Origin of the sequence: Streptomyces sp. S063, from assembly GCF_002832675.1 — a bacterium.
Classification (GTDB): Bacteria; Actinomycetota; Actinomycetes; order Streptomycetales; family Streptomycetaceae; genus Streptomyces; species Streptomyces sindenensis.
In genome coordinates this window covers 1146822-1161287 of the sequence record NZ_CP021707.1, presented here as the reverse complement: position 1 = coordinate 1161287, position 14466 = coordinate 1146822, and the positions used below count along the sequence as shown (strand labels likewise).

At 71.6% G+C, this 14466-nt stretch carries 9 protein-coding genes and 2 pseudogenes; 5 read left to right on the top strand and 6 right to left on the bottom strand.

What is annotated here, in order from left to right:
• Positions 1-59: 59 nt before the first annotated feature.
• Entirely contained in the window at positions 60-1055 is a 996-nt protein-coding gene (corA, locus tag CCZ36_RS05130) for a magnesium/cobalt transporter CorA (protein ID WP_069738773.1), read from the bottom strand.
• A 49-nt stretch (positions 1056-1104) separates the two neighbouring features.
• Here corA and CCZ36_RS05125 point away from each other — a divergent pair, with 49 nt between their 5' ends.
• The 5 genes and pseudogenes from CCZ36_RS05125 (at position 1105) to CCZ36_RS05105 (ending at position 7818) form a co-directional block, all read left to right on the top strand.
• Positions 1105-1827, top strand: a complete 723-nt coding sequence (locus CCZ36_RS05125; protein ID WP_069743879.1) for a histidine phosphatase family protein — start codon at positions 1105-1107, stop codon at positions 1825-1827.
• Positions 1828-1897: 70 nt separating this feature from the next.
• On the top strand, positions 1898-2488 hold the full coding sequence (locus tag CCZ36_RS05120; protein ID WP_069738775.1) for a DUF3090 domain-containing protein: 591 nt from the start codon (positions 1898-1900) through the stop codon (positions 2486-2488).
• The gene (locus CCZ36_RS05115) at positions 2452-3291 is read left to right on the top strand and encodes an SCO1664 family protein (RefSeq protein WP_128817106.1); all 840 of its coding nucleotides are present in this window, start codon (positions 2452-2454) and stop codon (positions 3289-3291) included. The genes CCZ36_RS05120 and CCZ36_RS05115 overlap by 37 nt, the downstream gene beginning before the upstream one ends.
• Before the next feature lie 121 nt (positions 3292-3412).
• A pseudogene (gene mshC / locus CCZ36_RS05110) lies at positions 3413-4641 on the top strand (cysteine--1-D-myo-inosityl 2-amino-2-deoxy-alpha-D-glucopyranoside ligase).
• 114 nt (positions 4642-4755) lie between these two features.
• Entirely contained in the window at positions 4756-7818 is a 3063-nt protein-coding gene (locus CCZ36_RS05105; RefSeq protein ID WP_128817105.1) for an NPCBM/NEW2 domain-containing protein, read from the top strand.
• 92 nt (positions 7819-7910) lie between these two features.
• Here the strand turns inward: CCZ36_RS05105 and CCZ36_RS05100 are convergent, their stop codons facing one another.
• The 5 genes and pseudogenes from CCZ36_RS05100 to CCZ36_RS05080 form a co-directional block, all read right to left on the bottom strand.
• The gene (locus CCZ36_RS05100) at positions 7911-8957 is read right to left on the bottom strand and encodes a PAC2 family protein (protein ID WP_069738779.1); all 1047 of its coding nucleotides are present in this window, start codon (positions 8955-8957) and stop codon (positions 7911-7913) included.
• Positions 8958-9291: 334 nt separating this feature from the next.
• Positions 9292-10901, bottom strand: a pseudogene (locus CCZ36_RS05095) (FAD-dependent oxidoreductase).
• Positions 10902-10915: 14 nt separating this feature from the next.
• Positions 10916-12460, bottom strand: a complete 1545-nt coding sequence (glpK, locus tag CCZ36_RS05090) for a glycerol kinase GlpK (protein ID WP_006123395.1) — start codon at positions 12458-12460, stop codon at positions 10916-10918.
• A 39-nt stretch (positions 12461-12499) separates the two neighbouring features.
• Entirely contained in the window at positions 12500-13291 is a 792-nt protein-coding gene (locus CCZ36_RS05085; RefSeq protein ID WP_069738781.1) for an MIP/aquaporin family protein, read from the bottom strand.
• A gap of 379 nt (positions 13292-13670) precedes the next feature.
• Positions 13671-14435, bottom strand: coding sequence for an IclR family transcriptional regulator (locus tag CCZ36_RS05080; protein WP_006123393.1), 765 nt, complete (start codon positions 14433-14435; stop codon positions 13671-13673).
• Between the last annotated feature and the right edge of the window lie 31 nt (positions 14436-14466).

Genomic DNA, 14466 nt, shown 5'->3' with positions numbered 1-14466 from the left:
TGTCCGGGGGCCCGGGCCCCCGGACACGCCCGGGCGACGACGGGATGTGACGACAGGCCCTAAAGCCAGCCGCGCCGCTTGAACAGCCGGTACAGCCCGTACACCGCGAGGCCCATCAGCGCGACCACCACCGGGTACGTCCACGGCCAGTGCAGCTCCGGCATGTGGTCGAAGTTCATGCCGTAGATGCCCGCCACCATCGTCGGGACGGCGGCCATCGCCGCCCAGGCGGAGATCTTGCGCATGTCGTCGTTCTGCCGCACGCCCATCTGCGCCAGATGCGCCGAAAGGATGTCCGAGAGCAGCCGGTCCAGCCCCTCCACCTGCTCGTTGGCACGGGTCAGATGGTCGGCCACGTCCCGGAAGAACGGCTGCGCGTGCTCGTGGACGAAGGGCACGCCCGCGGCCGAGAGCCTGGCCATCGGCGCCGTCAGCGGACCGGCCGCCCGGCGGAACTCCAGCACCTGCCGCTTGAAGGTGTAGATCCGGGCGGCGGTGTTCTTCGAGTCGCCCGCGCCGGTCGGTGCGAAGACCTGCGTCTCCAGCTCCTCCAGGTCCACCTGGAGCTCGCCGGCCACATCCATGTAGTGGTCCACGACCGCGTCGCTGATCGCGTACAGCACCGCCGTCGGACCGTGCTTCAGGACCTCGGGCTCGGACTCCAGCCGCTGGCGCACGGCCGCCAGCGGGGCGCCCTCGCCGTGCCGGACCGTCACCACGAAGGAGTCGCCGACGAAGACCATCAGCTCGTCGGCGCTGACGGTGTCGCTCTCCGGTTCGTAGACGATCGGCTTGAGGACCGCGAACAGTGAGTCGTCGTACACCTCCAGTTTGGGCCGCTGGTGAGCTCGCAGCGCGTCCTCCACGGCCAGCGGGTGCAGCCCGAACTCCTCGCGCACGCGGTCGAACTCCTGCTCCGTCGGCTCGTGCAGCCCGATCCACAGGAAGGCGTCCAGGGCCCCGCGCGCCTCGTCCAGGGCGTCGGAGAAGCTGTCGGGCCGTTCGATGCGGCGCCCGTCCCGGTAGATGGCACAGTCCACGATCACGGCGGGCATTCTTCCCCGTGAACCCGCCCGCACGCACCTCCGCCGTACGCTGGCGGGTATGCCCACGCTGATCCTCGTACGCCACGGACGCTCCACCGCCAACACCGCCGGGGTGCTCGCGGGCCGCACCCCCGGCGTCCTCCTCGACGAACGCGGCGCCGGACAGGCCGCCGCCCTCCCCGGCCGGCTCTCCGCCGTGGTCCCGGTCCTCGCCGTCAGCAGCCCCCTGGAGCGCTGCAAGCAGACGCTCCAGCCGCTCCTGGACGCGCGTCCGGGCCTGGCCCTGCACACCGAGGACCGGATCAGCGAGTGCGACTACGGTCACTGGTCGGGCCGGAAGCTCGCCGAACTCGCCGACGAGCCGCTGATGTCGGTCGTCCAGCAGCACCCCTCCGCCGCGGCCTTCCCCGGCGGCGAGTCCATGCGCGCCATGCAGGCCCGCGCCGTCGACGCCGTACGCGACTGGAACGAGCGCGTCGAGGCGGAGCACGGCGAGGACGCCACGTACGTCATGTGCTCGCACGGCGACATCATCAAGTCCCTCGTCGCCGACGCGCTGGGCATGCACCTGGACCTCTTCCAGCGCATCCACGTCGACCCCTGCTCGGTCACCGCGATCCGCTACACCCGGCTGCGTCCCTTCCTCCTGCGGCTCGGAGACACCGGCGACCTCGACTCCCTCGCGCCCCGCGAACACGCCGTCGGGGCGGACGCCGCCGCGTCCCCCGCCGGTGACGGTTCGGCGGACGCGACGGTCGGGGGCGGCGCGGGCGCGCCGTGATCGCTCCGGGCAGTAGGGTGGACGCGCCGTAGCGCCGCCCAACCACCATCGAAGCTCAAGGGAGCAGGACGTGTCCCGTCAGGTGTTCCTCTACGACCCCCCGGACCGATTCGTGGCCGGTACGGTCGGGCTGCCTGGCCGCCGTACGTTTTTCCTGCAGGCGTCCTCCCAGGGCCGGGTCACCAGCGTCGCTCTGGAGAAGGCCCAGGTCGCCGCGCTCGCCGAGCGGATCGACGAACTGCTCGACGAGGTCGTGCGCCGCACCGGAGGCAACTCCCCGGTGCCCGCCGTGGCCCCCACCGACGTCACCGACACCGCCCCGCTCGACGTGCCCGTCGAGGAGGAGTTCCGGGTCGGCACCATGGCCCTGGCCTGGGACGGCGAGGAACAGCGCATGATCGTCGAGGCGCAGGCCCTCGTCGAGCTCGACGCCGACTCCGAGGACGACCTCGCGGAGGCCGAGGAGAAGCTCCTCCAGGACGAGGAGAACGGCCCGCCGATGCTCCGCGTCCGGCTCAGCGGCGCCCAGGCCCGCGCCTTCGCCAAGCGCGCCCTGGACGTCGTGAACGCCGGGCGTCCGCCATGCCCGCTGTGCAGCCTGCCGCTCGATCCGGAAGGACACGTATGCCCGCGCCAGAACGGATACCGTCGCGGAGCCTGACCGACCCAGAGCTGCTCACCCTGCTCACCGAGGGCACGATCACCGTCCTCGGTCAGGTCAAAGGGGCGTCCAACGCGGTGCTGCACTGCACGGTGGCGTACGACGGCGAGGAACGCACCTGCGCCTACAAGCCGGTCGCGGGTGAGCAGCCGCTCTGGGACTTCCCCGACGGGACCCTCGCCCAGCGGGAGGCCGCCGCGTACGAGATCTCCCGGGCGACCGGCTGGGACCTCGTGCCGCCGACCGTCCTGCGCGACGGGCCGTACGGGCCGGGCATGGTCCAGCTCTGGATCGACGGCCCCGAGGACGGTGAGGAAGCCCCCGAGCTGCTGGCGCTCGTCGAGGGCGAGGAGCCGGGCGACGGCTGGAAAGCCGTGGGCTTCGCGGACGTGGGGGAGGGGAAGACCGCGCTGCTGGTGCACGCGGACGACCCCCGGCTGCGGCGGCTCGCGGTGCTGGACGCGGTGATCAACAACGGTGACCGCAAGGGCGGCCATCTGCTGCCCGCGCCCGGCGGGCGGCTCTTCGGCATCGACCACGGCGTCACCTTCAACGCCGACGACAAGCTTCGGACCCTGCTCTGGGGCTGGGCGGGGGAACCGCTCACCGAGGAGGCCCTGGCGGTGCTGGGCCGGCTCGCCGCCGAGCTGGCGCCGGGGGCCGCCCTCGCCACCCGGATGGCCGAACTCATCACCGCGGCTGAGCTGGAGGCCCTGCGCAAGCGGGTCGACGGGCTGCTCAAGAGCGCCGTGCACCCGCGGCCGAGCGGCCAGTGGCCGCCGATCCCCTGGCCGCCGGTGTAGCGCGCCCCGGAGGGCGACCCGCGCTGTACCCCCTGCCATGGGTTGCACGCAAGAGGGCCTCTTCGGACAGGTTTCCGGTGCCGGTTCGTATCCGGAAGCAACGTCCGGTTACGCTCATGACATGCATGCCTGGCCCGCTTCTGAGGTCCCCGCCCTGCCCGGCAAGGGCCGCGACCTTCGGATCCACGACACCGCGACCGGCGGACGGATCACCCTTGACCCCGGTCCCGTCGCCCGCATCTACGTCTGCGGCATCACGCCGTACGACGCGACCCACATGGGTCATGCGGCGACCTACAACGCGTTCGACCTCGTTCAGCGCGTGTGGCTCGACACCAAGCGGCAGGTTCACTATGTCCAGAACGTGACCGACGTGGACGATCCGCTGCTGGAGCGGGCCGTGCGCGACGGTCAGGACTGGACCGAGCTCGCGGAGCGCGAGACGGCACTCTTCCGCGAGGACATGACCGCCCTGCGGATGCTGCCCCGCGGCACTACATCGGAGCGGTCGAGGCCATACCGGGCATCGTGCCCCTCGTCGAACGCCTCCGGGACGCGGGCGCCGCCTACGAGCTGGACGGCGACATCTACTTCTCCGTCGACGCCGACCCGCACTTCGGCGAGGTCTCCGGCCTCGACGCCGAGGCGATGCGCCTGCTCTCCGCCGAGCGCGGCGGCGACCCGGAGCGCCCCGGAAAGAAGAACCCCCTGGACCCGATGCTCTGGATGGCCGCCCGCCCGGGCGAGCCGAGCTGGGACGGGGCCTCCCTGGGCGACGGCCGCCCGGGCTGGCACATCGAGTGCGTCGCCATCGCGCTGGACCACCTCGGCATGGGCTTCGACATCCAGGGCGGCGGCTCCGACCTCGCCTTCCCGCACCACGAGATGGGCGCCTCGCACGCCCAGGCGCTGACCGGCGAGCACCCCTTCGCCCGGGCCTACGTCCACGCGGGCATGGTCGGCCTGGACGGCGAGAAGATGTCCAAGTCGCGTGGCAACCTGGTCTTCGTCTCGGCGCTGCGCCGCGACGGCGTGGACCCGGCGGCCATCCGGCTCGCGCTGCTCTCCCGCCACTACCGCTCCGACTGGGAGTGGACCGACCAGGTGCTGGCCGACGCCGTCGAGCGCCTCGCGCGCTGGCGGGCCGCCGTCTCGCGCCCCGACGGGCCGTCCGCCGACGCAGTGGTCGAGGAGGTCCGCGAAGCCCTTGCCGACGACCTGGACAGCCCCGCCGCGCTCGCCGCGGTGGACCGATGGGCCGCGCTCCAGGGCGCGGAGGGCGGCACCGACGAGGGCGCGCCCGGCCTCGTCTCCCGTACGGTTGACGCCCTGCTGGGGGTCGCGTTGTAGGCGGAACTCCCGCCCGCCCGATGGCTCGAACCGGCCTCGGACTTCTCTACGAAGTTCGGGGCCGGTTCCTTTTTGTCCATGGTCATGTGCTCGAAGTTGCGCTAAAAGCTCCCTATGCAAACATCAACGCGCATGAGAGCGGCAGCGGTTGCTGCACTGCTCGGACTGTTCGCGGTCCTCTCGGGACCCGGCGGGGCCCGCGCCGACGAGGCCTCGCCGGAGAGCGCGGAGACCACCACCGTCGGGGACGTGACCGGTTTCCGCGCCGACGGGGCGGTCTACCGGCTGACCGCCGGGCAGGCCGAGGCCCGTGTCAGCTTCGTCTCGAAGGAGACCTTCCGCATCGAGCTCGCCCCGGACGGGAAGTTCACCGACCCCACCGGCGACGACATCGTCCTGCCGCAGGGCGAGCCGCCCCGGACCCGCTGGAAGGAGCGCGGCGACCGCTACGAGCTGTCGACGGGCGAGGTCACCCTGCGGGCCTACAAGAAGCCGCTGCGCTTCGCCCTGCACCGGGCCGACGGAAGCCGCGTCTGGTCCGAGACGAAGGGCCTGAGCTGGACCGGCGAGAAGACCGTCCAGACACTGGCCCGGGGCGCGAACGAGCAGTTCTACGGGGCCGGGATGCAGAACGGTCGCGGCAACACCACCCACCGCGACAAGACCGTCGAGGTCGCCGTCGACTACAACTGGGACGACGGCGGCCACCCCAACTCCGTGCCGTTCTACCTCTCGTCGGCCGGCTACGGCGTCTTCCGCAACACCTACGCCCCCAACACCTACGCGTTCACCGACCCGGTGACGACCAGTGCGAAGGAGCAGCGCTTCGACGCCTACTACTTCGCGGGCGAGGGCGCCGACGCCGCGAAGGACGTCATCGGCCAGTACACCGACCTCACCGGCAAGCCGTTCCTGCCACCCGTCTACGGCATGGAGATCGGCGACGCCGACTGCTACCTCCACAACGCCAACCGGGGCGAGCGCCGCACCCTGGACTCGCTGAAGGTCGCCGACGGATACGTCGAGAACGACATGCCCAACGGCTGGATGCTCGTCAACGACGGCTACGGCTGCGGCTACGAGGACCTGGAGGAGACCGCCCAGGGGCTGAAGGACCGCAAGATGGAGCTGGGCCTGTGGACCGAGGACGGCATCGAGAACCTCGGAGCCCAGGTCAAGGCAGGCCAGCGGGTCGCCAAGCTGGACGTCGCCTGGGTCGGCCCCGGCTACAAGTTCGCCCTCGACGCCTGCAAGGACGCCTACCAGGGCATCGAGGACCACAGCGACGCCCGCGGCTTCACCTGGGCCCCCGAGAGCTGGGCGGGCGCACAGCGCTGCGGGGTCCAGTGGTCCGGCGACCAGTCCGGCACCTGGGAGTACATCCGCTGGCAGATCCCCACCTACGCGGGCGCCACCATGTCCGGCCTCGCCTACACCACCGGTGACGTCGACGGGATCTTCGGCGGCAGCGCCAAGACGTACACCCGCGACCTCCAGTGGAAGATGTTCCTCGGCACCACGATGACCATGGACGGCTGGGCCGCCATGGACAAGCAGCCCTTCCGCCACGGGGAGCCGTACACCTCCGTCAATCGCGACTACCTCAAGCTCAAGGAGTCGCTGCTGCCCTACCAGTACTCCTACGCCCACGAGGCCACCAAGACCGGGGTCGGCATGGTCCGCCCGCTGGTCCTCGAATACCCCGACGACCCGAAGGCGTCCACGGAGGCCGCGAAGTACGAGTTCCTCTCCGGCGAGCACTTCCTCGTGGCGCCCGTCTACCAGGACACCACCGAACGCAAGGACATCTACCTCCCCAAGGGCACCTGGATCGACTACTGGAGCGGCCGCACCCACGAGGGCCCCGCCACCATCGACTCCTACAACGCCCCGCTCGACACCCTGCCGCTCTTCGTGAAGGCGGGCGCGGCCGTCCCCATGTGGCCGGGCATCCGCTCGTACCGCGACCGCACCGCCGACTCCCCGCTGGCCTGGGACGTCTACCCGCAGGGCAACACCTCCTTCACCCTGTACGAGGACGACGGCGTCACCCGCCAGCACCGCGACGGGAAGTACGCCACCCAGCGCGCCGACGTCCGGGCCCCGAAGCACGGCGCGGGCGACGTCTCCGTCACGATCAACGAGAGCCGGGGCAGCTTCACCGGCAAACAGACCGCCCGCCCCTACGAGTTCACCGTCCACACCGGCTCCGAGCCGCGCGCGGTGAAGCTGGACCGGACGCTGCCCGAGCTGACCTCGAAGGCCGCGTACGACCGGGCCCGCCAGGGCTGGTGGTACGACCGTGACGACCGGGGCGGCGTGGTGCACGTGAAGACCGCGCCCCTGAGCACCGCGAAGAAGTTCACGGTGAAGCTGCTGGGCACGAGCGCGGTCGGCGGGAAGAAGGCCTCGGCCGCCGCCCTCACCGCCCCCGCCGGCCAGGAGGCCGGAGCGGGCACGCCCGGCACGGTCCAGGTCGACGTGACCGCGGGCCGGTTCGACCTCACCGACACCACGGTCACCCTCCAGGTCCCCGAGGGCTGGCAGACCGTCACCGCGAACGTCCCGGGCCGCATCCCGGCGGGCGCCACCCGCCGGGTCGAGGTGGCGCTCACCCCGGCGAAGGACGCCGAGGCGCGCGAGACCCGGCTGACGGCACTGGCCCGCTACCGGACCGCCGGTGAGGACCGCACGAGTCAGCAGCGGCTCGCCGTCTCCGTCCTGCCACCGGCACCCGAGGGCGAGGCCTGGGCGAGCGACCTCGTCTGGCTCTCCGAGACCAATGGCTACGGCCCCGCCGAACGCGACCGCTCCAACGGGGAGTCGGGCGCCGACGACGGGAACACGCTGACGCTCGCGGGGAAGACGTACGAGAAGGGGATCGGCACCCACGCCGACTCCGACATCGCCGTCCATCTCGGGGCTCGCTGCACCGCGTTCACCGCCGACGTCGGGATCGACGACGAGATCAACGGCTACGGCGAGGTCGCGTTCTCCGTGGAGGGCGACGGCAAGGTGCTGTGGACCTCACCGAAGCTGACCGGCGCCTCGGCGACCGTGCCGGTGCACGTGAAGCTCGACGGCGTACGGCAGGTGCGGCTGAAGGTCACCGACACCAACGGGTCCAAGACCGGGGACCACGGCGACTGGGCGGCCGCGAAGTTCCACTGCGCCTGAGCCGCACGGGACCCCGCGAGGAACAGGGAAGGGGCGCCGCACGGGATCATCTCCCGTGCGGCGCCCCGCCGTTCGTCACCGATGCGGGCTCTTCAGCCCTCGCCGTCCTCCTCGGGACGGCCGGCGTCGGTGCCTTCGTCGCCGTCGGTGTCCTTCGCGCCCTTGTCGTCGGAGGCTTTCCCGCGTCCCGTCTCCGGGCGCGGCGGCTTCGGCGGGCGGGTGCGCCCGCTGGAGGGGTCGCGCAGATAGGAGACGTCCCCGGTCTCCGTGGCATGGCCGCCCGGCCCCTGCCCGGGGCCGCCGTCCCGCCGCCGCAGATACCGCTCGAACTCCCGGGCGATGGCCTCGCCGGACGCCTCGGGCAGCTCCGCGGTGTCCCGCGCCTCCTCCAGCGTCTGCACATACTCCGCGACCTCGCTGTCCTCCGAGGCCAGCTGGTCGACGCCGAGCTGCCAGGCCCGCGCGTCCTCGGGCAGTTCGCCCAGCGGGATGCGCAGCCCGATCAGGTCCTCCAGCCGGTTGAGCAGGGCCAGGGTCGCCTTCGGGTTCGGCGGCTGCGACACATAGTGCGGGACCGCCGCCCACAGGCTGACCGCGGGCACCCCGGCGTGCGTGCACGCCTCCTGGAGGACCCCGACGATGCCCGTCGGGCCCTCGTACCGCGTCTCCTCCAGGTCCATCGTCCGCGCCAGGTCCGCGTCGGAGGTGACCCCGCTCACCGGCACCGGCCGGGTGTGCGGGGTGTCGCCGAGCAACGCGCCCAGGATGACGACCATCTCGACGCCCAGCTCATGGGCGAAGCCGAGGATCTCGTTGCAGAACGACCGCCAGCGCATCGACGGTTCGATCCCGCGCACCAGGACCAGGTCGCGGGGCTTGTCGCCGCCGACCCGCACCACGGACAGGCGCGTCGTCGGCCAGGTGATCTTCCGCGTGTTGCCGTCCAGCCACACCGTGGGCCGGTTGACCTGGAAGTCGTAGTAGTCCTCGGCGTCCAGCGCCGCGAACACCTCGCCCTTCCACTCCCGGTCCAGATGACCGACCGCTGTGGAGGCGGCGTCCCCGGCGTCGTTCCAGCCTTCGAACGCGGCCACCATGACCGGGTCGACCAGCTCGGGCACCGACTCGAGCTCGATCACCCGGGCCTCCTTCCGATGTCTCCATACGTACGGAGCAACCTTACGGCTTCCCGGGCCCCTGGCCGCAGCCCTCTTGCACGGCCGGGTGAACAGTGTTCGATCACTCCCGGAGCGAGGACGGCGCCTGACGCCGCGCCCTCGCGTCCGCCGGATCGTGCCCGTACGCCTCGAACCCCTCGCGGTAGCGCGCGCATGAACTCCACTGCTCCCGTTGGGCGTTGCCGGCGTGTGGCGAGAGTGTGGCTCACGGCCGGTGCGCCGGGGGTACGGGAACGGGGCGGCTCCCGCGAGGAAGCCGCCCCGGCCATGTACCCGTGGGGGGTGGGCCGATGGATCAGTCCCGCTCGGCCAGCAGCTTCTCGACGCCCTCGCGGACGCCGTCCGTCGCCAGGCCCCGGATGGTCAGCGTGGTCCGGCGGCGCAGCACGTCGTCCGCCGTCTCCGCCCACTCGTGGTCCCGGGCGTAGGCGACCTGGGCCCAGATCTCCGGGGCGTCCGGGTGGACCCGTTCGGCCAGCTCCGGGTTCTCGTTGGCCAGCCGGGCGATGTCGAAGGCGAGCGAGCCGTAGTGCGTGGCCAGGTGCCGGGCGGTGTCCGGCGCCATGCGCGGGCCGGGGGCCGGGCCGTCGATCAGCAGCCGGTGCGCGACCGCGTTCGGGTTGGCGATCCCGGGCAGCGGCAGCTTCCGCGGCAGCCGGTTCATCGGCTCCATGTCCTCGGCCAGCGGGTGCCCGGGCAGGGCGGCCAGCTTGTTCATGACCGTACGGCCGATGTGGCGGAAGGTCGTCCACTTGCCGCCCGCGACCGACAGCATCCCACCGCGGCCCTCGGTGACGACCGTCTCGCGCTTGGCCTTGGAGGTGTCACCCGGACCGCCGGGCAGTACCCGCAGACCGGCGAAGGAGTAGGTGATCAGATCGCGCGACAGCTGCTGGTCCTTGATCGAGAACGCCGCCTCGTCGAGGATCTGCGCGGTGTCCGCCTCGGTCACCGAGACGTCCGCCGGATCGCCCTCGTACTCCTCGTCCGTCGTGCCGAGGAGCAGCATGTCCTCCCACGGCAGCGCGAACGTGATGCGGTACTTGTCGATCGGGGTGGCCAGCGCCGCCCGCCACGGCCGGGTCCGCTTGAGGACCAGGTGCGCGCCCTTGGAGAGGCGGATGGAGGGGGCCGCGTTCGGGTCCTCCATCTTCCGCAGGTGGTCGACCCAGGGGCCGGTGGCGTTCAGCACGAGCCGGGCGTCGACGCCGAACTCGGTGCCGTCGGTGCTGTCCTTCAGCTCGGCGCCGGTGACCCGGCCCCGGGTGAAGCGGAGGCCCGTGACGGCCGCGTGGTTGAGGACGACCGCGCCCGCGTCGACGGCCGCGCGGACCGTCATCAGCGCCATGCGGGCGTCGTTCATCTGGTCGTCGCGGTAGACCGCGACCGCCTTCAGGTCGTCCGTACGCAGCTCGGGGACGTCGCGCTGCGCCTTGGCCGGGGAGATGACGTGGCCGACGCCGTCGCCGAACGCGGAGAGCGCGGAGTAGGCGAAGACGCCCGCGCCGAGCTTGGCGGCGCCGTGCGGGCCGCCCTTGTAGACGGGCAGGTAGAAGGTGAGCGGGTTGGCCAGGTGCGGGGCAACCTCGCGGGAGACCGCGCGCCGCTCGAAGTGGTTCTCCGCGACCAGCTTCACCGCGCCGGTCTGGAGGTAGCGCAGACCGCCGTGGAGGAGCTTGGAGGAGGCGGAGGAGGTGGCGCCGGCGAAGTCGCCGGCGTCCACCAGAGCCACCCGCAGCCCGGACTGCGCGGCATGCCAGGCGGTGGAGATGCCCAGGATGCCGCCGCCGATGACCAGGAGGTCGTACGTGGCCCGGACAGCTGGTCCCGGGTCTCGGCGCGGCTCGGCAGCGAGCCGGAGGCCGGGTGCGTTCCGAGGGCGGGAACGCTCTGCAGGGTGGTCATGGTGATGCTCCTCGTCAGCTTTCTTCGTCCTCGATCCAGCCCATGGTCCGTTCGACGGCCTTGAGCCAGCTCTTGTACTCGCGGGCACGGGTGTCCGCGTCCATGCGGGGTGTCCACTCGGCGGCCCGGCGCCAGTTGGCGCGCAGCGCGTCGGTGTCCGGCCAGAAGCCGACGGCGAGACCGGCGGCGTAGGCGGCGCCGAGGCAGGTGGTCTCGGCGACCATGGGGCGCACCACGGGCGCGTCCAGGAAGTCGGCGAGCGTCTGCATCAGCAGGTTGTTGGACGTCATGCCGCCGTCGACCTTGAGCGCGGTCAGCTCGACGCCGGAGTCCTTCGTCATGGCGTCGCTGATCTCGCGGGTCTGCCAGGCGGTGGCCTCCAGGACGGCACGGGCGATGTGCGCCTTGGTGACGTAACGGGTGAGACCGGCGATGACGCCCCGGGCGTCGGGACGCCAGTAGGGGGCGAACAGTCCGGAGAAGGCGGGCACGAAGTACGCGCCGCCGTTGTCCTCGACCGAGGAGGCCAGCGTCTCGATCTCGGCGGCCGACTTGATCAGGCCCATCTGGTCGCGCATCCACTGCACCAGCGAACCGGTGACCGCGATGGAGCCCTCCAGCGCGTACACCGGGGGCTTGTCGCCGATCTGGTAACCGACGGTGGTGAGCAGCCCGTTGTACGAGTTGACCGGGGTGCCACCGGTGTTCATCAGCATGAAGGTGCCGGTGCCGTACGTGGACTTGGCCTCGCCCTCGGCGAAACAGGTCTGGCCGAACAGCGCCGCCTGCTGGTCGCCGAGCGCGGAGGCGACCGGGACGCCGTCCAGGATGCCGCCCTTGGCGTTGCCGTAGACCTCGGCGGAGGAGCGGATCTCCGGGAGCACCGCGGCCGGGATGCCGATGGAGGCGAGGATCTTCTCGTCCCAGGCCATCGTGTGCAGGTTCATCAGGAGGGTGCGCGAGGCGTTGGTGACGTCGGTGACGTGGACGCCGCCGTCGGTGCCGCCGGTGAGGTTCCAGATGACCCAGGAGTCCATGGTGCCGAAGAGGATGTCGCCGCGCTCGGCGCGCTCGCGCAGCCCCTCGACGTTGTCGAGCAGCCAGCGGACCTTGGGGCCGGCGAAGTACGAGGCGAGCGGCAGCCCGGTCTCGCGGCGGAACCGGTCCTGGCCCACGTTGCGGCCGAGCTCCTTGCAGAGCGCGTCGGTGCGGGTGTCCTGCCAGACCAGCGCGTTGTGCACCGGCTCACCGGTGTTCTTGTCCCACAGCAGGGTGGTCTCGCGCTGGTTGGTGATGCCGATCGCCTTGACGTCGGCGGAGGTGATGCCGGCCTTGACGATGGCTCCGGCGACGACCTCCTGGACGTTCTCCCAGATCTCGGTCGCGTCGTGCTCGACCCAGCCCGGCTTCGGGAAGATCTGCTCGTGCTCCTTCTGGTCGACGGAGACGATCCGGCCGTCCTTGTCGAAGACGATGCAGCGGCTGGAGGTGGTGCCCTGGTCGATGGCCGCGATGAACGGCCCGGTGCCATGGGTGCCGGTGGTGTGTGCGTCGGTCACGGTGTGCTCCCGGAAGTCTGTGAGGTGGTGGAGGGGCGGCTAGGCGAAGGCGAGGTTGTAGAGCCCGCCGGCGAGTGCGCCGCCGACGAGCGGACCCACGATGGGTACCCACGCGTAGCCCCAGTCCGAACCACCCTTGTTCGGCAGCGGCAGCAGGGCGTGCACGATGCGCGGACCGAGGTCGCGGACCGGGTTGATGGCGTAGCCGGTCGGGCCGCCGAGCGAGAGGCCGATGCCGACGACGACCAGGGCGGTGATCAGCGCGCCGAGCACGCCGATGCCGTTGCCCTCGTTGTTGAGGCCCTGGGTCAGGATCGCCAGGACCAGCACCACGGTGGCGATGATCTCGGTGACGACGTTCTGCACGCCGTTGCGGATCTCGGGGCCGGTGGAGAAGATCCCGAGCACCGGTCCGGCCTTGGGGGCGGCGGCCTGGTCGACCATGGCCTCCTCGGTCGGCTGCGCCTCGATGATCTCCGGGTCGGTGAGGTGGGCGTGGAACTGCCCGTAATACACCGCCCAGACCAGCAGGGCCCCGATCATCGCGCCGAGCAGCTGTGAGCCGAGGTACAGGGGTACGTGACCCCACTCGGTGCCGCCCTGGATGGCCAGGCCGACCGTGACCGCGGGGTTGAGGTGGGCGCCCGAGACGCCGCCGGCGAGGTAGGCGCCGGTCAGCACGGCGAAGCCCCACCCGAAGGTGATGGCCAGCCAGCCCGCGTTGCGGGCCTTCGAGCTCTTCAGCGTGACGGCGGCACAGACACCGCCGCCGAGCAGGATGAGTACGGCGGTACCTATGGTCTCGCCGATGAAAATGTCGGAGCTGGACACCCGCGACTCCTTCGTCCTTCGTCCAGGGGAGAGCGGATCACCGGTCCTGCCGGTGTTCCGCGCCCCAGATGGGTATCCACGAAGCGTGGGCAGCCCATCTGTAAGGGCTTGACCGGCCCTTGGCACTGTCACACCCTAACGCGTATTGCCGTTAGGCGTTCGACAATGCCGACCGTTGAACGGCAGTGTTTCCCCGAAGTGAAGGAAGCGTCAAGGGTTCTGTGGTCCACGACTCGGTGCGCGACGGGATCGTTACCGGCAGGTGCCTGGCGTACCCGGCAGGGGCGCGCCGGGCGCGGGTCGGCGCGGGCCCGTACGTGCCGGGCGGGGGGAAGGGTGCGGGCCGGGCCTGGAGCGGAGGGTGCGGGCCGCAGGCGCCTCAGAAGCGGCCGGCGCCCAGATCCCGGGAGACCGCCCGGGCGCAGTCGCGTACGGCCGCGATCAGCTCGGGGCGCAGCGTGCCGCCCGGGGCCACGCGCTCCACCGCGCCGGTCACGGCGACCGCGCCCACCGGCATCCTGCGCCGGTCGTGCACGGGGGCGGCCACGGCGGCGACGCCCTCCCAGGTCTCCTCCGCGTCGGCCGCCCAGCCCTGGGCCCGGATCAGGTCGAGCATCGACTCGAACGCATCGGCCTCGGTGACGGTGCGCCCGGTGAAGGAGCGGCGCTCCGCCTCCATGACCTCGCTGTGGGCCACCGGGTCGTACGCGGAGAGCACCTTGCCCAGCGCGGTGGAGTGCAGCGGCTGCATCGCCCCGACCTCCAGCACCTGGCGGCTGTCGTCGGGCCGGAAGACGTGGTGGACGATCAGCACGCCGTGCTGGTGCAGCACCCCGAGGTGGACGCTCTCGCCGCTGGAGCGGGCCAGGTCGTCCGTCCAGACCAGCGCGCGCGCCCGCAGTTCGTGGACGTCCAGATAGCTGTTGCCGAGCCGCAGCAGCTCCGCGCCCAGCTGATAGCGGCCGGACGCCGCGTCCTGCTCGACGAAGCCCTCCAGCTGGAGGGTGCGCAGAATGCCGTGCGCGGTGCCCTTGGCCAGCCCCAGCGAGGAGGCGATGTCGGAGAGCCCGAGCCGGCGCTCGCCGCCCGCCAGCAGACGCAGCATCGCGGCCGCCCGCTCCAGCGACTGGATGTTCTTGGCCATCGCGCCGTACTCCTCCACCTCGGTTCGACAA

Excerpts from the sequence above, each read along its gene's own strand:
- CCZ36_RS05115 (WP_128817106.1), top strand. The coding sequence starts at position 2,452 with ATGCCCGCGCCAGAACGGATACCGTCGCGGAGCCTGACCGACCCAGAG.
- CCZ36_RS05105 (WP_128817105.1), top strand. The coding sequence starts at position 4,756 with ATGCAAACATCAACGCGCATGAGAGCGGCAGCGGTTGCTGCACTGCTC.
- CCZ36_RS05125 (WP_069743879.1), top strand. The coding sequence starts at position 1,105 with ATGCCCACGCTGATCCTCGTACGCCACGGACGCTCCACCGCCAACACC.
- CCZ36_RS05080 (WP_006123393.1), bottom strand. The coding sequence starts at position 14,435 with ATGGCCAAGAACATCCAGTCGCTGGAGCGGGCGGCCGCGATGCTGCGT.
- corA (WP_069738773.1), bottom strand. The coding sequence starts at position 1,055 with ATGCCCGCCGTGATCGTGGACTGTGCCATCTACCGGGACGGGCGCCGC.